This is a genomic window from Actinoplanes sp. NPDC049598 (assembly GCF_040675435.1).
Lineage (GTDB): Bacteria > Actinomycetota > Actinomycetes > Mycobacteriales > Micromonosporaceae > Actinoplanes.
Map to the genome: position 1 here is coordinate 300,003 of NZ_JBFAOX010000010.1, position 19,092 is coordinate 319,094.

The window sequence follows — 19,092 nt, forward strand, 5'->3', positions numbered from 1 at the left end:
ATCGGACCGGCAAGCCGCCGGTGGGCGGCACCGTTGAGGTGACCAGGACGCCGATCAGGAGGGTCCGGGCGCTTGGCGCCCGACAACAGTATGGAACGTACGCGTTTCTTCCGCCGCCCGGTGGTCTGGATCATTCTGGTGATCATCGGCGTGATTGCGCTGAGCTCGTTCTTCACCAGTGGTCCGAGCTACCAGCGCGTAGATACCTCGGTGGCGCTCGAGCGCCTCAATCAGCCCGGCATCAAGAAGGTCGTCCAGAAGGACAAGGAGCAGACGCTCCAGATCGACCTTGCTTCGCCGGAACGATTCGACGGCAAGACCACTGACAAGATCGAGACCCAGTACCCGTACGAGGTCACGCAGACGATCTGGAACGAGGTCAACGAGGCCAAGACGGCCGGCCGGATCACCGGCACGGTCGACGCCACGGTCTCGGGCGACAACATCCTCTTCAGTCTGCTGATCAACCTGCTGCCGATCGCCATCCTGGTGATCCTGCTGCTGCTGTTCATGTCGCAGATGCAGGGTGGCGGCTCGCGGGTGCTGAACTTCGGCAAGTCCAAGGCGAAGATGATCACCAAGGACACCCCGAAGACCACCTTCGCCGACGTCGCCGGCGCCGAGGAAGCGGTCCAGGAGCTCCACGAGATCAAGGACTTCCTCCAGAACCCGGCGAAGTACCAGGCGCTCGGCGCCAAGATCCCGAAGGGCGTGCTGCTGTTCGGCCCGCCCGGAACGGGTAAGACGCTGCTCGCCCGCGCCGTCGCCGGTGAGGCCGGAGTGCCGTTCTACTCGATCTCCGGTTCGGACTTCGTCGAGATGTTCGTCGGTGTCGGCGCCAGCCGTGTCCGCGACCTGTTCGAGCAGGCCAAGTCGAACGCGCCGGCGATCGTCTTCGTCGACGAGATCGACGCCGTCGGCCGCCACCGCGGCGCCGGCATGGGCGGCGGTCACGACGAGCGCGAGCAGACGCTCAACCAGCTGCTCGTCGAGATGGACGGCTTCGACACCAAGGGCGGCGTCATCCTGATCGCTGCCACCAACCGGCCCGACATCCTCGACCCGGCGCTGCTGCGCCCGGGCCGCTTCGACCGGCAGATCGCGGTCGACAACCCGGACATGGAGGGTCGCAAGCAGATCCTCCGCGTGCACGCCAAGGGCAAGCCGTTCACGCCCGACGTCGACCTCGACTCGGTGGCCCGCCGGACGCCCGGTTTCTCCGGCGCCGACCTGGCCAACGTGATCAACGAGGCCGCGCTGCTGACCGCCCGGAACGAGAAGCGGGCGATCTCCAACGAGTTCCTCGAGGAGTCGATCGACCGGGTCATCGCCGGTCCCGAGCGGCGCACCCGGGCCATGAGCGACAACGAGAAGAAGATCACCGCGTACCACGAGGGCGGTCACGCGCTGGTGGCGTACGCGCTGCCGCACTCCGCCCCGGTGCACAAGGTGACGATCCTTCCGCGGGGCCGCTCGCTCGGTCACACGCTGGTCCTGCCGACCGAGGACAAGTACACCCAGACCCGCGCCGAGATGATCGACACCCTGGCCTACGCGCTGGGTGGCCGGGCCGCCGAGGAGCTCGTCTTCCACGAGCCCACCACGGGCGCCGGCAACGACATCGAGAAGGCGTCCGGTCTGGCCCGGGCCATGGTCACGCAGTACGGCATGAGCTCCAAGCTGGGCGCCGTCAAGTACGGCACGAGCGGCGACGAGCCGTTCATGGGCCGCAACATGGGCCACGAGCGGGACTACTCGGACTCGGTCGCGGCCGACATCGACGCCGAGGTGCGCGCGCTCATCGAGCTGGCGCACGACGAGGCGTGGGAGATCCTGGTCGAGTACCGCGACGTGCTCGACAGCATGGTCCTCGAGCTGATGGAGAAGGAGACCATCACCCGCGAGGACATGGACCGGATCTGTGCCCGGGTCGTCAAGCGCCCGCCGATGTCGCCGTTCAACGGCTTCGGCAAGCGCATGCCGTCCGAGGCGCCCCCGGTGCTCACCCCGGCCGAGCGCGAGAAGCTCAAGGCGCAGGCGGTGGCTGACGGCCAGGCTGCCATCGGATCGAACCCGAACGGCAGCGGCCCGGAAGGCAGCAACTGATTTCCGACGACGACGCCCTCGACTATCTCGCCGCCCGCCTGGTCGACGGAAAGCTCACCGGTACCCCGGTTGAGCAGTCCGTCGACCTCGGGCGGATCGAGAAGGCGGTCCGGGAGATCCTCATCGCGATCGGTGAGGACCCGGACCGGGACGGGCTGGAGCGCACCCCGGCCCGGGTCGCCCGTGCCTACGCCGAGCTCTTCGCCGGCCTGCGAGTCGACCCGGCCCAGGTTCTGAAAACCACCTTCGAGGCCGACCACGAAGAGCTGGTGCTGGTCCGCGACATCGAAGTGATGAGCATGTGCGAGCACCACCTGCTCCCCTTCAAGGGCGTGGCGCACATCGGCTACGTCCCCGGCACGCACGGCCGGATCACCGGGCTCTCCAAGCTGGCCCGCCTGGTCGAGGTCTACGCCCGCCGCCCGCAGGTGCAGGAGCGCCTCACGTCGCAGATAGCCGATCTGCTGATGGAGAAGCTCGAGGCTCGCGGGGCGATAGTCGTTCTCGAGTGCGAGCACCTCTGCATGGAGATGCGGGGCATCCGTAAGGTGGGCGCCCGCACGGTCACCTCGGCCGTCCGCGGCGCGTTCCAGACCGACGCCAAGATCCGGGCCGAGGCCATGGCCCTGATCAACGCGCGCTGACCATCCGGTTGGCCAGGGTCGACATCGTGTACGTCCCGATGCCGAGCACGACCTCCAGCGCGTTGCGCCGCGTGTAACCGGCGGCGAGAAAGCCCTCGACAGGCGTGTCCCCGGTCGTGGCGAGCACCTCCAGCGTGAACCTTCGCAACGCCTCCAGCCGGGGATCGGCCAGCTCCCGCTGCTCGCGCAGGGCCGTGATCAGCTCCGACCTGGCGTCGAGCTGCCGTAGCCGGCCGGTGTGCAGGGCGATGCAGGTCCGGCAGCCGTTGCGGGTCGCGATGACCATGACCACCACCTCCCGGGCCAGCGGATCGAGCGTGCTCGCCTCGAAGAGGCCGTTGACGTGCAGGAAGCCGCCGAGCATCTCGGGGGACTCGGCCAGCCGGGCCACCTCCGACGGCAGGTGGCCCAGATGGGCGACGGTTTTCTCCATCAGCGGGCGCGAGGCGGCCGGGGCGGAGTCGAGGGTGTGCTGAGTGAACATCATGGCTCCGATAGGATCGACAACGTGGTTGTCGAAACCGTAAACCAGGTTGTCGAGTTTGCCAATGGGTGAGGCCTACGAGCTGCCGTTGCTGCTGTTCGCCGGCTTCCGCACCCTGATCGACGAGCTGCACGAGGAACTCGCCCGGCGCGGCCACCCCCATGTGCGCCCCGCCTACGGCTTCGCCATGCAGGCGATCGGGGTCCACGGCGCCTCGGCCAGCGACGTCGGGCGCCGGCTCGGCGTCTCCAAGCAGGCCGCCGGCAAGACGATCGACCGGCTCGAGGCGCTCGGCTACATCGAGCGGGTGGACGACCCGGCCGACGCCCGGCGCAAACTGATCCGGCTCACCGACCGCGGCATCGACTCGCTCCACCAGGCGGCCGAGATCTTCGAGCTGCTGCGCGATCGATGGACGGCCGAGCTGGGACCGGACCGGGTCGAACTCATCGAATCGTCGCTGCGCACCGTCGTCCGCGGTCCGGTCTTCCCGGTCGACGTGCCCGGCTGGCTCAGTTGAAGAACGACGCCAGCCCGACGCCCATGCAGGTCAGCAGGACGGGAGTCAGGCAGGCCAGGGCACCCACAATGGGCGTACGGTCGACGGTCCCGGGCTCGCCACCCCAGACGAAACCGATCGTCGCCCAGCCCAGCCCGAACGCCACCAGCGGCATGCTCAGCCCGCACAGCAGCGCGTAGGTCGGCACCGAGCCGGGCGAAGCCACCAGGTAGAGCGCGATCTGCACGATCAGCACGACCACCGCGAACGGGCCGTAAACCAGCAGGTTGCGCGCCCACGGGCGCCAGGTGCGGCTCGCCGACGGACCGGTCAGCAGGGCGTCCGCGGTGTCGGCGGTCCGCCGGGCCTGCTGCAGCGCGGCCAGGGCGGCCGCCGGGCCACCGGCCACGGCCCGGGCCGCCACATCCAGGTCGGCCTGGGTCGGCCGGAGCTCGGTCACCGGGATCCCCAGCTCCCCGCCCAGGCGTGCCTCCTGGTGGGCGAGCTGCGAGCGTACGGCCGAAAGCTCTTGCCCGGCCGCCGCGGTCGCGGCCTGCTGCTCGCCCGCCACCGAGCTCGCGGCCCGGCGAACCGCGTCGAGCCGTTGCGCGGCGGCAAGGTAATCGGCCCAGGGGCCCGGCGCCGGCGGACCGGTCTGGGCCGGGATCGCGTTGGTCTGCTGATCGGTCACGACTCGTCCCCGTCCGGCTCGAGGAAAGGCACCAGCGTCACCGTACGGTCGGCCTGCCGGTCGTGCAGCAGCGCGCGGTTGGGCCGCGGCTGCCACTCCAGCGGGCGGCCGATCATCGCTGCCACCTCGGCCGCCGGAACGTTCAGGAACAGCAGGCCGGCCACGTCCTGACCATCGGTCTCCTCGGCGAACCGGCGCGGATCACGCCACCAGGAGAGCAGGTGAGCGCCCCGGCCCGGTCCGTCACTCAGCAGCGCGGGCAGCCCCGGCAGGCCACCGCGCGGCGTCGCGTCCATGCCGAACACCACCCGGTAGCCGGGCCGCTCCGGATCCAGCTCCGCGGCCAGCCCGGCCGCGTCGACCACGACGACCTCCTGCCGATGGCCGATCTCGGCGGCGAGGGCCTCGGCGAGCCGGTCACCCTCGGCGACCAGGGAGGCAATGACAAACCGGGCGGTACGGGGTTGGTGGTACGCGGCGACACTGCGAGCCGCCGCGTCGAGCACCTCCGACCCGGCCGCCTGTGTGCCGAAAACGGCCAGATGCCGGCCTGGCGACGCTTCCAGCGGGAATGCCGCGGTGGACAGGTTCACGTCGAGGACCCGGCCCACCAGCGCGGCCGGCCTGGCCCCACGACCAGCCAGCGCGGCCCGATACGTCGGGTCGTCGGCCAGATGCTGAGCCGCGTAACCGGCGAACACGCGCGGCGGCTGGGCCTCCGGATCGCGCGCGCCCCACAGCTTGTGCCGCAGGTCGCTGAGCAGCTCGTCGTCCGCGTGCGGATCGGGGAACCGGACCATCCGCTCGTGACCGCGGGTCGCGCCGCGCGGGCCACCCAGCCCACCGGCCGTGTTGACCACGGCCGTGCCCAGCGGCAGCCCGGCCGCCGCGTCGTTGGCCGGCTCCAGCACGTCGCCGCCGCCCGGCAGCGCTATACGCACCGGGAACTGGCCGAAGAAGTCCCGCGTGACCTGCACATTCTGGCTGGCCAGGATCAGATGGATGCCGCACGAGCGACCCGTCCGGGCCAGCGAGTCGAGCAGCGCGGCGGCCTCGGTGGCCACCGGGTCGGCCCCGGCCAGCAGCACCGGGAACTCGTCGATGACACAGAGGATGCGCGGCAGCGGCCGGTCGGCGGCCGCGGCCCGCAGCTCGGGAAAACGCGACACGCCCGCCCGCTCGTACGCCACGGAGCGCCGCGCCATCTCCGCGTCCAGCTCCCGCAGCACGGCCAGGCCGTACTCCCGGTCGGCCTCGACCCCGACGGCCCGGGCGTGCGGCAGCCACGTGCGGTCGCGCCGGGTCGGCACGAACTCGGCGAAGGTCACGCCCTCCTTGAAGTCGAGCAGGTAAAGCGACAGCTCGGCCGGGCTGTAACGAGCCCCCAGCCCGTAAAGCACATTCACCAGGAAAGCGGTCTTGCCGGCGCCGGACCGGCCGCCGACCATCCAGTGCGGAGTCAGATCGTTGAAGCGCAGGGCCAGCGGGATCTCCCCGTCGTGCCCGACAACCGTGCTCAGACCCTCGGCGGCGTCACCGGCCCACAGCTGATCACCCGGCTCGGGCAGCAGATCGGCCAGCGTGACGTGGGAGGCGGCGGCCGAGTGGGCGGCCAGCTCCCGGCAGACCGCCTCGAGAAGATGCGGCGGCGGATCCTCGTCGAGGAAGACCGGGGCGTTCAGCCAGGACACACTCGGGATCGAGCCGTACGTGGCCCCGGGCGGATCCCCGATCACCGCATAGGGATTACGCACCGAGATCATCGTCGTACGCGGCAACGGCGCCTGAGTGGTCTCGGCCGTCAACGGTGGCGGCGGCCAGCCGGCCACGATCAGATGCAGCCCCGAATCGGGCCCCTGCTGGGCCAGCGCGGCGATGCGGCGCAGCTCCTCACCCTCAGTCAACTCGGGCAGGCTGGCGATGACCACCAGCATCATCCGGTCGCGGCGGCTCCGCCGGGGCGCGACACCGCGGCCCGGGCGCAACCACTTCTCGGCCTCGGCCAGCACATCCCGCAAACCCTGCCGATCGGTGGCCGGCGGCGACATCAAGCCGGCATCCTGCAGCCCGGCGAACGGGGCGAAGACCTCACCGGCGCCGACCCCGTCCACGGCCCGCACAAGAAGAGAACCGGCCGGCGCGGCGGCCAGCAGACGCACCAGCAAAGATCGCAGAAGCCCGAACACCCGGGAGTCAGTGGCGGTGGCGTCGATCGTCAGATGCCCGGTCCCCAGCAGCGGCACCAGGGCCGGGAACTGGGCGTCGTCCAACGGCTGAGCCGCACCCAGCCGCACGAACTGCGGCGGATAGACCCCACCCAGCGGAGTGTTGAGCGACTGCGCATCGAGATCAGCGCCCAGCCAGCCCGGAGCCAGCGCGGCCGCGGCGATCCGCAACTCCTCGACCAGCCGATGCTGCTCGAGCGGATCGGGCTGGGCCGCCCCGTCCCCCTCGAGCACGGAGGTTGCGGCCTCGGCGATCGCCGCCGCCTGCCGATGCAAAGCGGCAGCCTGATGGACCCGCTCGGCCGAATCCGCCACCGCTCTCACCTCCTGTGTGTGCGGATAAAACCTATCCCAGAGCCGGACCGCCATCGCGTTCCCGGTGCACCGTCCCCGCCCGAGTCGCGAGGGTTGTGCCCCTGGGTAGCCGCCCGGGCGATTACGAGTGACGAGGCACTACTGTCGTATGTGTGCAGCCGCAGGAGCCCGTGACCGGAGCACCAACCCAGCCCGAGCTGCCCCGCCAGCCGGACGGGGGAGTGACGCCGGAGCCCGTGGAGAAGCCGGCGAAGGGGCGCAACCCCCGGCGGCGGTTGTGGTTGGCGGTGGGTGCGGGGATCTTCGCCCTGCTGTGCATCGGGGGGATTGGCGTGTTCGTTCTCCTCTACGACAAGGAGACCAAGATCGACCGCGCCGAGCCCGACGCCGTCGTGGACAGCTTCCTTCGGGCTTACCTCATCAACCGGGACGACCAGAGAGCCTCGCTGTACCAGTGCAAATCCGGCGGGGACTTCCAAGCGATCGCCGACTACCGGGCTGACATCGTCGCCCGGGAGAAGCAGTTCTCGGTCGGCATTCGTGTCAACTGGTCGACGTTCACGGTCCAGAAGAACGGGGCCGAGGGCGAAGTGACCACGGACCTGATCAAGACGGCAACGGATCAATCGGGCCGTGTGAGCGAGTCATGGAGCTTCGGGGTGGTCGACGACAGTGGGTGGCGTGTCTGCAGCACTACCAAGATCGGCTGAACTTACTCCAGCCAGAGCATGTGCACCGGCACTTCAAGGGTTCGCGGGGTGCGACCGCTCCAGGCCCAGCGATACCACTCCAATTCGGTAGCCACCCGGACGCAGATGTCACCGTCGTTGTTTGTGTGCATCTCGGTGACGGCTCGCAGGTCACGTTGCTCGTTACCCGACTCGAGCATCTGCACCACCCGGAGGCCGGTCAGCCGGGCCGCGTCGAGGGTCTTGACCGGGCTGCGCCGGGATGGTTCGTCCAGCGACACCAGCCGCGAGGTCAGATCGGCCGACTCGATGGTCAACCCGCTGATGCCGTAGTCCTCGACCCACACCCGTTCGACCGGAATCAGAGGGGCGAACACCTCGGTCTGCTCGGACTCCGCCCGGTACCACTCACCCTCGGGCATGACCGGGACGTAGGTACGGCTGCCCTGCACGACCTTTTCGTCGGCGCGCAGATCGCCTCGCCAGCCGTGCCCCGGCAAGCCGATCAGGACCCGTCGGCCCCGGAGCGTGCCCGTCATGGCGGCGGGCGTGGGTACGATCGGCCGCGGCGCCTCCAGGGCTCCGTCCGACATTGCGAAGGGGTCCGGCACCGGTCCGCCGATCATCCCGCACCTCCCAACGGTGCTCCTTGCGTCCGCATGAACGTTACGGGGTCGATGGCGCCCGCGCTCGACCGATCGTTGTTGAGGTGCACCTCGAAGTGCAGATGGGGACCTGAGGAGTTGCCACTCGTGCCGACCCGGCCGATGATTTCGCCCGCGGTCACCTCCTGGCCTTCCTTGACGAAGGGCCGCTGCACCATGTGGCAGTACCGGGTCATGACGTTGCCGGCATGCTGGATCTCCACCATCCAGCCGCAGCCGCCCTTACCCGGGTAGCCGTCGACGTTACAGGTGCGCCGTCCACTGTGGTCCTCGTCGCATTTGACCTTCGAGACGATGCCGCTCGCGGCAGCCGCGATGGGCGTGTAACGCCCGATGATCAGGTCGACACCTTGGTGGTTGGAGCGTTCGCGGGTGCGGAAGCCGGATCCGACGACGGCATTGACCGGGTTGGTCCACCCCGAGGCGGCGATCTGGCCGGCTGAAGCGCAGACCATGGCGACCGAGCTACCCACCGCGTTCGCCGCGCCGTCGGCCAGCTGGTTCACGATCTGTGTAGCGGTCGGCTCGTGCTTGGCGTACGCGTCGGGATAGGCGCTGATCTGAACCTTCTGGGCGGCCTCGGTAAGCGCCATCGTCTCCCAGCCGGGAACGGTCTTGAGCTTCTCGTAGAACTTCGTCGCCGCGTAGGCCGGATCCATGACCTGTGCCGGCGTGCCCCAGCCGGAGCTCGGCCGCTGTTGGAAAAGACCCAGCGAATCGTGATCGTTACGCTTGCCGAGGTTGCCCAGGTTGGTCAGACGGGATTCCTGCATCGCTGTGGCGACGGCGATAACCCAAGCGCGTGGCGGCATCTTCAAGTCCGCGCCCACGTTGATGATGACCGCCGCATTGCGCATCTGCGTCGCGCCATAGGACCGGATCCGCGGCATCTTCGAATCAGGATCGACCGGGCCGCCCTTTCCGCAACCCATCGCCAGATTCAGTTTGGGGTTTTCGTCGGTGAGCCCGCCGACGAGCAGGGCAGTGATGCTCCCACCGCAGCAGAGCAGGGCAAGCGTCGCCACGAGGGCGACAAGCAGGACGATCTTCCGGCGCCGCGGAACGCTCACGCCGCTTCCCAGTCGATGCCGTCCACCAGCCAATGGCCGCTGGGAGATATCAAGCGGAGGCTGAGCTTGCCGGAGTCCATAGTGACGACCGCGTTGACCACGGTCGCGGTGACCGGTACCAGGCTCGGCCGACCGACCACCCGGTCGGCCGGAACGCCGGCCGGATCAACCCCGTCCAGCTCGTTGGCCAGTTTCTTCGTGGAATTCGGTAGCAGCCGGTCGCGCCAGGCCTTCGGGGTGATGCTCTGATGGTCGGCCCAGGCGGACGCGAAGGCGTAGGCAACAGCCTCGGGTTGCGCCCGCCCGGCGCTGGTGGATGGGCTCGGCGGCGGGGCCGTGTCGATGACGCTGTCGTCCTCGGAAGGGTCGATGCTCACCGCTGGCGCAGGTGACCCGGCGCCCACAGACGGCGTCGCCGCGTCATCCCCGCTGGAGAAGAGCCGGCCGAGCCCGACGATGGCCAGCACGATGACGGCGAGGACGATGGCGACGCCCCACCGGGACCGGAAGATCCGGTTCAGTCCGAGTTCAAGTGAGCGGGCCATCGGATCACTTCGCCTCGGTGCGCACCCGCGGAGTAGCCGGTGGCGCCGGCTCCGGCGCGGTAGTACCGGTTTCTGGCCGGTAGATCGCGAAGGACGCCGGCCGCTCTGCCTCGTCCGGCTCGGTCCAGGTGGACGTCGCCCGCGCCCGCGAGGGGGCGGCCTTCTCCCTCTGCCCGGCGGAGTCCTTCTCGGGCGCCGGTGTGTCCGCAGTGTCGCGAACCGATTCTGTGCCGTCAGGTCGCGTCGGCCCGGAGCCGCCGCCGCGTCGGCCGGATCCGGCGGTCACCGGTTCCAGGCTGCCACGAGCCGTCGCTGAGTGCGACGGGTCCTCAAGCCGGGCCTCGGGCCGGAGATTACCCTGGTCGACGTAGACCGTGCGACCGTCCTTGCCCACGACCTGACGGCTGTCGGTGTCGGCGGACTCGGTCTTCGCCGCCTCCCGCATGTCGCGGAAGAAGTTTCGGGTCCAGGAACCGGTGGCGATAGTGCGCGCGCCGTCCTTGCCGCCTAGCTGTGTGATGCGTCGGTAGGGACGAAGCAGAATCCAGCCCGCGACGCCGCAGAGCCAAACCAGTACTACCTGAAGCCAACCGGCAAGGCTGGCCGTACTCATAATCATGTCGACGGCGAACAGATAGATCGCCGCGCCCGTGCCGAAGATGAGGATGTTGAATACCGCGGCCACGACGGCGTTGCCCAGACGCTTGATTCCCGCGCTCGCCGGTCGGAGCAAACCGATGGTGCCCAGGATCGGCGCCGCGATCACCGCCCACCGGAAGATAAGGAAGCCCAGAAGGACCAGCACGGAAGCAGTGAGGTCGAACATCGCGAACAGGATCGCCGCCAGGACCGCGATGAATCCGGCGCCGATCCGATCCATGCCGTTGACGCCCTGCAGATACTCGTATGCTTCCGGGTCTTCGGTCTTGATCTGCTCGGCAACTCGCTGCCACTGTTCTTTCTTGCCGTCCAGGACGCCCGGACGTGTGGCCGGATTCTCGCGGATCCGCTCCGCTTCGTCCCACGTCAACGATCGGGCGTCGTAAAGAGCCGCGCCGTACTTCTTGGCCGTTTCGCTGTCGGCCGATCCGAGGAGCCCACGTAGCCAATTTCGGTAAAGCATGGTCTCGGTAACCGTGTCGCTGGCTCGGACGGCCGGCGGGCGGTTGTCCTTACAGGCGTCGCCACCGAGTGCACAGCCCGCGGGCGGATCGTCCGGTCGTGGACCAACCGCATCGTGCACGACGCCGAGGGTGTTGATCAATGTGCCGTCGGCGATGTTGGCCGAGCGCACCGGCCATGCCGCGATCGCCGTCACGGCGACCATCACGAGGATCGCCCAGCCGGCCGTGGTCGTAGCGGCTCCCATTTCGGCTTGCCTCGATCGCCAGATGAGATAGACCCCCACGATGGCCAGAGTGATGACGCCGAAGACGCTGAAGACCTTCTCGTAAACGGCCTTGGTGGCCTGATCGACGAGCGGGTCGGCCCAACCCCAGAGCGCCTGCGGATCCCAAGCGCGCTCGCGCAGGGCATTGGACGCTCCGATGACCGCTGTGGCGATCATGAATTCGCCGTTGGCGATGGTGGTCTCGACTTTGTAGTCCGTGTCGACCACTGCGGCAGCACAACCGCTTTCCAGGTCGTAGGTCGTGTAGTTGTACCCGGCGTATCCGTAGTCACTGTAGAGGCCGGGGAAGCTGGTCTTCGAATCCTCGGTCTTGGGCCGCTCCGCGAACCAGCCGGCGAGCCCTGAGTCAGGCGTGCTCGGGGTGGGTGCTTTGAGGCAATCCGCGCGGTCAGCAGCCACCTTGGTGAGCCGGCCCACGCATCCTTGGATGTCCTGCTGCCACTCCTCAACGCTGCATGCGCCGCCTGGAACTTTGAGTGGAACCCCCGCCGGAGCGGCCGACGCCGGGGCGACCGCCCACACGATCGACGCCACGACGACGACGAACATCGTCATCAGCAGCGCCAACCCCCGCCGCACCATCTCATACCTCCAGGTCGGACGGTGACATCGGAATCGCCGTGGGCGGCGCCTTCGCGGCCGCCGGCGTCGTGTCGAGGTGTTCGAGCAGACCGTCAACGTACGACACGTCGACGCGGACCTTCTGCACGCGACCGTCCACGTCCCGCATCACGAACTCGCGGAACCCGAGCCGGGTCGACGAGGAGGTGTCCACCTGGGACAGCGAGGCCAGCGTGGCTTCGTACCCGTCGTGGACCGGGACCCGGAGCAGCCGCAGCGCCTCCGACGCGATCTCCTGGTCCTCCGCGATGCGGCCGACGAAGACCGTCGACACCAGGTTCTGCACGTCGAGGCCGAGGATGTCGCGCGGGTTCTGCGAGGCGACCAGGGCGGCCAGGTTCCACTTCCGGGAGTCGCGGGCGAGCCGGACCAGGAAGGACCGGCCGGAGCGCCAGCCTTCCATGAAGTGCGCCTCGTCCAGCCCGACCATCTTGCGGCTGGACATGGACCCGCCGTAGCAGCGGCGGACCGCGAGCCGGTGGGCGGTGTGCAGCATCGGCAGGGCGAGGGATTCCTCGGCCGACCAGTACTCGCGTTCGATCTTCAGGTCGGGCAGGCGCAGGCCGGCCATCGTGATGACCGTCAGGGCGGCGTCCGCGCCGAGCAGGTGTTGTGGCGGGGAGCCGAAGAACAGCAGCGCGAGCGGCATCTCGGCCGTGTCCAGGAGCAGGTTGGCCAGCTCCTTGCCCTCGTCGTCGTCCAGGCCCTGCAGGGTGCGGACCACGTCGTCGAGGGTGGACGTCTCCTCGGCCGGCACCTGGCGTACCGCGTGCCGCAGCAGCGTCGCCGTGGACGCCTCCTTGGCCACCTGGGGCGGGACCAGCATCGAGCAGATGTCCTGGACGAGCATGCGGCGTTCGGCGCGGGCGTTGGAGACCGCGATCTCGTACTCGCGGTCGCCGCCCGGGCCGGTGGCGAACTCGGAGCGCACCGGGGTCGGGATCAGCGCGTACGGCGCCAGTGTGCCCTGTTCAGAACCGGTCAGGTTGAGCACCCGCGAGTAGGGCCGCAGCTCTGGCATCTGGCACAGCCGGGCCAGCGGGCCGGACGGGTCGAGCAGGGTCACCTGGACGCCGCGGCGGGCGTTCAGGTAGCCGAGCGCGCCCATCAGGGTCGACTTTCCACCGCCGGGCTCGGCCACGAAGACGCCGAGGCCGGAGCGTTCCCGGACCTCCATCGGGAAGTGCAGGTCGAGGAAGACCGGCCGGCGGCAGGTGCCGGCGGTGCGCCCGATCAGGTCGCCGCGCCGGTCGCCGACGGTCGAGGCCGCCTGCGGCAGGGCCGCGGCCAGCAGTTTGACCGGCATCCGGCGCACGTAGCCGGTGTTGGCGATCGGCTCGCCCGGGATGAACTCGCGGGCCAGCTGGTCCTGGTTCTTCGGGTGCTGCAGCGAGATCCGCATCTCGCGGCTGTAGAGCTGGATGAGCCGGCGGGCCCGCTCCAGGCACTCCTCGCGGGTGGCGCCGCCGACGGCTATCCGGTGCCAGCCGTGCGCGCGGGCCGACTCGACCGGCAGGCCGGTGGTCATCTCGTCGCCGATGACCAGGGCCCGCTTGGCCAGGCGTTCCAGCTCGGGTGGGGCGTCGATGCCGTGCTCGGCGTAGTCGAGCTGCTGCGACCGGATCATGCGGAGCCGATGCTCGAGGTTCTTGAACGAGCTGCCGGAGCCGAGGATGTCGATGCGTGAGGAGATCTCCATGGGCCACGGCAGCCGCTCGTGGAAGTGCAGCCACGGCTCGTGCTTCTCGGGGATCTCCAGCGGCTCCATCCGTCCGACGGACAGGACCGCGACGTGCCTTTCCTCGCCGGTCATCCGGTTGACCAGCTTCACCGTCGAGCCGTACGGGGTCCGGTAGCGCTCCACCTGCTCGGTCAGCGCCAGCAGGTCACCGGTGTCCCACTGCCCGTTGGTGACCGGCGAGAGCGGCCCGGGTGGCGACATGCACAGCGCGACCGAGCGGAACAGCAGCCATTCCAGCTCCTGCGGGGTGACCCGCCGCCCGCGCATGCCGAATGCATTGAGGACCTCGTCGAACTGCTCGACCGTGCGGCCGAGTTTGCGCCGCTCGCTGTCCGACGTGCCGCGGCCGAAGATCCGCAGGATGCGCTCGGAGAACGTATCGCCCAGCGACCGTCGCGCGAACGTCACGCCCAGGTAGGTCTGCCCCTCGGCGTGGTTGACCGAGAGCAGGTGCCGCTGGGCGGCCACGAGGTGGTCGGACCACGAGGTGCCGCCGCGCACGTCGGGCAGCGGCTTGGCGGTGAACGAGTCGACCGTGCGGGCCCACTCGTCGGCCGGGAACGGCCGGTTGGTGCGGCGCAGGTGGAGCCGGAAGCCGGCCAGGCCCGCGTACTGCTCGGAGATGGCGCTGAGCAGGGCCTCACGCTCGGCGTCGGGACGGAAGGCCCACCGCACCTCGGGCAGCGAGTACCAGGCGGTGACCGTGCTCTGGGTGAAGGTCAGGTGGCCGGCGATCTCGCTGATCTCCAGCTCCATGGCCGGGTCCCGGTCGTTGAACTTCAGCTTGTGCGGCCGCAGCGGCGCCGGGCGCGCCTCTTTCTTCTTGTCCTGCCGGACGGGCAGGTTCCGCGGCTCCTTCTTGCGCTTGGCCGGCGCTTTCTCCTTGCGCTTGGCCGGAGCCTTCTCCGGCGCGGGCACGGGCAGTGCGGCCTCTTGCGCCTGCGGGGCGCCTTGGGTGTACGGATCAACAAGAGCATCCCGCTCTTGCCGGTCGCGCACGGGCGGCAGACCGGAACTGCCCACGGTCTGCCACAGCGGCGGCGTCGAGACGGGTGGCGCCGAAACCGGGCCGGGCGCCGGCGGGCTGGCCGCGCCGACCTGCGGGGAGGCCGGCCAGTCGTCGAAGTCGGGCCACTCCTCCAGGCTCGGGTCGCCCGTCGCCTGGAAGAAGTCGGCCTGCGGACCGACCGGGGCCCGGCTGAACGGCGACACCGGTTCCGGCACGCCCCACGCCCCGGCCTCGCCCTGATCGAGCCCATGGTCGGGATCGCGGTCAAAGCCCTGATCGAAATCGGACGCCGGCACCGCCATCGGCGGACCGGCCACCGGCGGCGCGGGGGGCTCGGCCGACGGCAGCGGCTGCGCCGAGACCGGCTGCGCGGAAACGGGCCGCGACGCAGGCGAAGACGAAACAGGCTGCGACGTAGGCGGCGATGAGATGGGCCGCGACGTAGGCGGCGATGAGACGGGCCGCGACGTAGGCGGCGATGAGACGGGCCGCGACGTAGGCGGCGGCGACACCGGACGCGCGGCCGGGGGCGACGACATCGGGGGCGACGCCATCGGCGGCGAGGACACCGGCCGGGCGGCGGCGGGCTGCGCGGAAACGGGCCGCGAAGCAGGCGGCGAGGCGGGCGGCGAAGAGATCGGCCGCGGAGCAACCACCGGCGCGGCTTGATCAACCGGCGGCGCTGGGTCAGCGGGTGGCGCCGGGTCGGCCGGCGGCGGCCCGAACCCGTTGCCCACGGCCGGCCGGTCGTCGAAGTCGAACCCGAAGTCGAAGTCGGCCCCGTCGTCGGGAACCGCGCGCGATTCACCCGGCGGCGTCGCCGGGGCCGGGGCCGCGACTCCGCCGAACAGATCGAGGAACGGCGAATCGATGTCCAGCGACGTGTCGACCGCCGCGCCCCGCGGGCGTACCGGCTGGGGTGGCTGGAAGACGCCGACCCCACCGTGCCCGGGCGCGGCGACGAGCTCCTCGTCGCCGGAATCCGACGAAACGTAGTTGTCCGAACGCACACCGTTACTCTGCAAGCCCGGCCGCGAGGAATCCGCGCGGGGATGCCCGGGCGGAACTGGTCCGGTCATGCGCCCGCTCCGAGGGAGTACGCGATGGAACTGGTCATACCAACTCCTCCCGAACCCGGATGCGAGTGGCGACAAGGCGGGGATCGCGCCGCTCGTCGGCCGGCTCGCGGGTGCGGCGCCAGTCGGTGAGCGCGGTGCGGATGACGACCCGGGCCGGACGGTCGGGGTCGACGTGGCGGAACACGTACGACGTGGTGACCATCGCGAGCGCGATCTCCCAGGCGGGGAACGCGTCGAACTCGAACGTCATCAGGTAGTGCAGGACCATGAATAGGGGCACCAGCGCCACGAACATGCCGTACTGGGCGTAGGGCAGGTGGATGGGCAGGGTGTATCCCGGGGGGCCGAGGTAGAGCAGCCGCGCCCGGTAGATGTCGTCGTCGGTGCGAAGCCGCATCTCAGCTGAAGATCAGATCGATGAGGAAGTCGCCGACGAAGAACAGGGTCGCCGCGCCGGCGATGAAGGCCAGGCCCACGATGGCGATGGCCGAGCTGGTGAGCACCTTGGAGATCTCACCGCGGCTGGCCCGTCCAATGAAGATCACGCCGAGCACCGCGAGCAGGATCGGCGCGATGTTGCTGGCGAAGAACTTGACGACGCCATTGGTGTCGATGCCCTTGGGTTCGGCGGCGAGCGGCGTAATCTGCTGGAGCACGGCCGCGGCCTGTGTGGCGAGCTCAGTGGCGATCATCGGTAAACCTCCCCGCGCCCGGTTAGGGGGTTCCGGGCACGCTGCAGTGGTGAAGCCTCACGGCAACGCCCATATCGTGCTACCTCCCACTCGATGCGTCGAGTGAGCGTTTCGGGCAGTGCCATGCTCGTCTGCTCTCTTCGGTCCTTCAATGATGCCCAGTTCCGAAGAGTACGGCTCGTACTTCTTGGCTACAAGCGTCTCAAACGTTACTCAAGGTGATGGCGTGCGTGAAAATGAGTCACGAGCCATCGTACGCACGTGCGACAACTCGGACCGCCGTACCCTCGTTCCGTGACGACTCAGCCGACGGAATCGCAGGTCGCGGCCCACCGCCTGATGCATGAAGATCATCCGGTCGTGATGGGGGTCCTCAATGTCACGCCGGACTCGTTCTCGGACGGTGGGAAATACACGGACGAGGAGTTCGCAGTTGCGCACGCGTTGGATCTCCGGAGAGCCGGCGCGGACATCGTAGACATCGGTGGGGAGTCCACCCGCCCGGGTGCCGAGCGCGTGGACGCGCCGACCGAGATCGCCCGCGTGGTGCCGGTGATCAAGGCCCTGGCCGGGGCCGGGGTGCCGATGAGCATCGACACGACGCGGGCCGCGGTGGCGGCGGCCGCCCTGGAGGCCGGGGCGAGCGTGATTAACGACGTGTCGGGCGGGCTGGCCGATCCGGACATGACCCGGGTCGCCGCCGAGGCCGGCTGTCCGCTCGTTCTCATGCACTGGCGGGGCCACTCGCGGCACATGAATGAATTGGCCGTCTACTCCGATGTCGTGACCGAGGTTCGCGACGAGCTCCGTCAGCGGGTGGACGAGGCGCTGGCGGCCGGGGTCGCGCCCGGACAGATCATTCTCGACCCCGGGCTCGGCTTCGCCAAGACGGCCGAGCACAACTGGGCGCTGAGCGCCCACCTGGACGTGCTGATCGCCCTCGGCTTCCCGGTGCTGTTCGCCGCGAGCCGCAAGACCTATCTGGGCCGTCTGCTGGCCGGTCCCGGCGGCGCCCCGCGCCCGGTCGAGGGCCGGGAGGCGGCCACGCTGGCCACGTCCGTGCTGGCCGTCGCGGCCGGCGCCTGGGGCGTCCGGGTCCACGACGTGCGATCCACGGCGGACGCGCTGGCGGTCTGGCGCGCCACCGGATCTCCTCGGCTCCGTACGGCAAGCTGACGATCATGACCGACGAACTGGGGCGGATCTCGCTCAGCGGGCTGCGGGTCCGCGGCCGGCACGGCGTCTTCGACTTCGAGCGCGAGCAGGGCCAGGACTTCGTCGTCGACGTGCGGCTCGACCTCGACCTGGGGCCGGCCGCGGCGAGCGACGACGTGACCGACACAGTGCACTACGGCGAGCTGGCCGAGCGTCTGGCCGCGATCGTCGCCGGGGAAACGGTCAATCTGATCGAGACCCTGGCCGACCGGCTACTCGACGCCTGCCTGGAGGACCACCGCGTGGCCGCCGCCGAGGTCACCGTCCACAAGCCCCAAGCGCCGATCCCGCTGGAGTTCGCCGACGTCGCCGTCACCGTACGCCGGAGCCGGTCGTGACCCGCGCGGTCCTCTCCCTCGGCAGCAACCTCGGTGATCGCCAGAAAAACCTTCAACTGGCTGTACGCCTGTTGGGCGACAGTGTCGCGGTGGCGTCCGGCATCTACGAGACACCACCGTGGGGCGACGCCGACCAGCCTCCGTACCTCAATGCCGTGGTCCTGGCCGTCGATCCCAGGGCCGCACCGCACGACTGGCTGGAGCAGGCCCGGGCCGCCGAGGCCGCCGCCGGGCGGGTCCGTGACCCGGAGCGCCGGTTCGGCCCGCGCACGCTCGACGTCGACGTCATCGCGGTCTGGGACACCGACGACCGGCCCGTGATCAGCGACGACCCCGAGCTCACGCTGCCGCACCCGCGGGCCCACCAGCGGGCCTTCGTGCTGCGCCCGTGGATCGACATCGAGCCCTACGGACAGCTGCCCGGGCACGGCCGGCTCACCGATCTGCTGAACGACCCGGCCCTCGCGGGTGACCTCGCCGGGCTGAGCCCCCGGCCCGATCTCCCACTAGAGTCGGACGCGTGAGCAGCAACCCGCAGGCGCCCAAGTCGGACCCGTCCATGCGCCCGACCAGCATCTCGGTGCTGATCGTGGCCGGGCTGGCCGCGGCCGCCGTGGGCTGGCTGCTGCTCAGCTTCTCCTATTCGGCCCTGCCCGAGCTGCCGTGGTCGCCGGTGATCGTGCTGGCCGTGCTGGCGGTGGCCGAGGGCCTGCTCGCGCAGAACACGACGGCCCGCATCCAGCGCAAGCCGGGCACGATGCCGGTCGATCCGCTGGCCGTCGCCCGCTACGTCGCCCTGGCCAAGGCGTCCTCACTGGTCGGCGCGATCTCGGCCGGCTTCTCGGCCGGCCTGCTGGCCTGGCTGGCCATGGAGCCGACCCAGGCCGCGCACGACGACATCCCCAAGGCGGCGGGCGGCGTGGTGACCGCCCTCGCCCTGGTCGGGGCGGCTCTCTGGCTCGAGCGCTCGTGCCGGGTCCCCGAGCGCCCCGACTCCAAGGACGAGGAAGATTCCGGACTGCGCTGATACCGCGAAAACCGGGGGGTTTCGGG

Annotated in this window: 19 protein-coding genes; 9 read left to right on the forward strand and 10 right to left on the reverse strand. The window is 69.8% G+C overall.

Annotated features, from left to right (window positions below; genetic code table 11):
* Positions 1–90 precede the first annotated feature (90 nt).
* Together ftsH and folE are read left to right on the forward strand one after the other, a co-directional pair.
* The gene (ftsH, locus tag AB0J66_RS24405) at positions 91–2,106 is read left to right on the forward strand and encodes an ATP-dependent zinc metalloprotease FtsH (RefSeq protein ID WP_364664637.1); all 2,016 of its coding nucleotides are present in this window, start codon (positions 91–93) and stop codon (positions 2,104–2,106) included.
* Complete coding sequence (gene folE, locus AB0J66_RS24410) at positions 2,103–2,750, forward strand: GTP cyclohydrolase I FolE (protein ID WP_364664764.1); 648 nt, start codon at positions 2,103–2,105, stop codon at positions 2,748–2,750. Before ftsH ends, folE begins: the two co-directional genes overlap by 4 nt.
* Here folE and AB0J66_RS24415 read toward each other — a convergent pair.
* Positions 2,737–3,237 (reverse strand): carboxymuconolactone decarboxylase family protein, encoded by a 501-nt coding sequence (locus tag AB0J66_RS24415; protein WP_364664639.1) that lies wholly within the window; start codon positions 3,235–3,237, stop codon positions 2,737–2,739. The two genes, folE and AB0J66_RS24415, sit on opposite strands and share 14 nt — an antisense overlap.
* A gap of 61 nt (positions 3,238–3,298) precedes the next feature.
* On the opposite strand from AB0J66_RS24415, the gene AB0J66_RS24420 reads away from it, so the two are divergent.
* Complete coding sequence (locus AB0J66_RS24420) at positions 3,299–3,754, forward strand: MarR family transcriptional regulator (protein ID WP_364664642.1); 456 nt, start codon at positions 3,299–3,301, stop codon at positions 3,752–3,754.
* On the opposite strand, the gene AB0J66_RS24425 is transcribed toward AB0J66_RS24420, so the two are convergent.
* Together AB0J66_RS24425 and AB0J66_RS24430 are read right to left on the reverse strand one after the other, a co-directional pair.
* Entirely contained in the window at positions 3,747–4,424 is a 678-nt protein-coding gene (locus AB0J66_RS24425) for a hypothetical protein (protein WP_364664644.1), read from the reverse strand. The genes AB0J66_RS24420 and AB0J66_RS24425 overlap by 8 nt on opposite strands.
* The gene (locus AB0J66_RS24430; RefSeq protein ID WP_364664646.1) at positions 4,421–6,973 is read right to left on the reverse strand and encodes an FtsK/SpoIIIE domain-containing protein; all 2,553 of its coding nucleotides are present in this window, start codon (positions 6,971–6,973) and stop codon (positions 4,421–4,423) included. Before AB0J66_RS24430 ends, AB0J66_RS24425 begins: the two co-directional genes overlap by 4 nt.
* A 143-nt stretch (positions 6,974–7,116) precedes the next feature.
* Between AB0J66_RS24430 and AB0J66_RS24435 the strand changes: the two genes are divergently transcribed.
* Positions 7,117–7,674: a hypothetical protein gene (locus tag AB0J66_RS24435; RefSeq protein ID WP_364664649.1), complete on the forward strand. Its 558-nt coding sequence runs from the start codon at positions 7,117–7,119 to the stop codon at positions 7,672–7,674.
* A gap of 2 nt (positions 7,675–7,676) precedes the next feature.
* Here AB0J66_RS24435 and AB0J66_RS24440 read toward each other — a convergent pair whose 3' ends face one another.
* The 5 genes from AB0J66_RS24440 to AB0J66_RS24460 are packed head-to-tail and all read right to left on the reverse strand — an operon-like array spanning position 7,677 to position 15,017.
* The gene (locus AB0J66_RS24440; protein ID WP_364664766.1) at positions 7,677–8,276 is read right to left on the reverse strand and encodes a hypothetical protein; all 600 of its coding nucleotides are present in this window, start codon (positions 8,274–8,276) and stop codon (positions 7,677–7,679) included.
* A complete protein-coding gene (locus tag AB0J66_RS24445; protein WP_364664652.1) occupies positions 8,276–9,388 on the reverse strand; it encodes a M23 family metallopeptidase in 1,113 nt (370 codons plus the stop codon). Before AB0J66_RS24445 ends, AB0J66_RS24440 begins: the two co-directional genes overlap by 1 nt.
* Entirely contained in the window at positions 9,385–9,933 is a 549-nt protein-coding gene (locus tag AB0J66_RS24450) for a hypothetical protein (RefSeq protein WP_364664654.1), read from the reverse strand. Before AB0J66_RS24450 ends, AB0J66_RS24445 begins: the two co-directional genes overlap by 4 nt.
* Before the next feature lie 4 nt (positions 9,934–9,937).
* Positions 9,938–11,926, reverse strand: coding sequence for an MFS transporter (locus AB0J66_RS24455; protein WP_364664656.1), 1,989 nt, complete (start codon positions 11,924–11,926; stop codon positions 9,938–9,940).
* 1 nt (position 11,927) lies between these two features.
* A complete protein-coding gene (locus tag AB0J66_RS24460) occupies positions 11,928–15,017 on the reverse strand; it encodes an ATP-binding protein (protein ID WP_364664658.1) in 3,090 nt (1,029 codons plus the stop codon).
* Between the two features lie 127 nt (positions 15,018–15,144).
* On the opposite strand from AB0J66_RS24460, the gene AB0J66_RS24465 reads away from it, so the two are divergent.
* Positions 15,145–15,384 (forward strand): hypothetical protein, encoded by a 240-nt coding sequence (locus tag AB0J66_RS24465; RefSeq protein WP_364664660.1) that lies wholly within the window; start codon positions 15,145–15,147, stop codon positions 15,382–15,384.
* A gap of 444 nt (positions 15,385–15,828) precedes the next feature.
* On the opposite strand, the gene AB0J66_RS24470 is transcribed toward AB0J66_RS24465, so the two are convergent.
* Together AB0J66_RS24470 and AB0J66_RS24475 are read right to left on the reverse strand one after the other, a co-directional pair.
* Complete coding sequence (locus tag AB0J66_RS24470; protein ID WP_364664664.1) at positions 15,829–16,191, reverse strand: hypothetical protein; 363 nt, start codon at positions 16,189–16,191, stop codon at positions 15,829–15,831.
* A gap of 1 nt (position 16,192) precedes the next feature.
* Positions 16,193–16,486: a hypothetical protein gene (locus AB0J66_RS24475; RefSeq protein ID WP_364664667.1), complete on the reverse strand. Its 294-nt coding sequence runs from the start codon at positions 16,484–16,486 to the stop codon at positions 16,193–16,195.
* A gap of 339 nt (positions 16,487–16,825) precedes the next feature.
* Between AB0J66_RS24475 and folP the strand changes: the two genes are divergently transcribed.
* From folP to AB0J66_RS24495, 4 genes are read left to right on the forward strand one after another with little or no spacing between them, the layout of a single operon-like run.
* Complete coding sequence (gene folP, locus AB0J66_RS24480) at positions 16,826–17,662, forward strand: dihydropteroate synthase (RefSeq protein ID WP_364664768.1); 837 nt, start codon at positions 16,826–16,828, stop codon at positions 17,660–17,662.
* 5 nt (positions 17,663–17,667) lie between these two features.
* Positions 17,668–18,039: a dihydroneopterin aldolase gene (gene folB, locus AB0J66_RS24485; RefSeq protein WP_364664669.1), complete on the forward strand. Its 372-nt coding sequence runs from the start codon at positions 17,668–17,670 to the stop codon at positions 18,037–18,039.
* Complete coding sequence (folK, locus tag AB0J66_RS24490; RefSeq protein WP_364664671.1) at positions 18,036–18,563, forward strand: 2-amino-4-hydroxy-6-hydroxymethyldihydropteridine diphosphokinase; 528 nt, start codon at positions 18,036–18,038, stop codon at positions 18,561–18,563. The genes folB and folK overlap by 4 nt, the downstream gene beginning before the upstream one ends.
* Before the next feature lie 35 nt (positions 18,564–18,598).
* On the forward strand, positions 18,599–19,066 hold the full coding sequence (locus AB0J66_RS24495; RefSeq protein WP_364664770.1) for a DUF3180 domain-containing protein: 468 nt from the start codon (positions 18,599–18,601) through the stop codon (positions 19,064–19,066).
* Positions 19,067–19,092 lie beyond the last annotated feature (26 nt).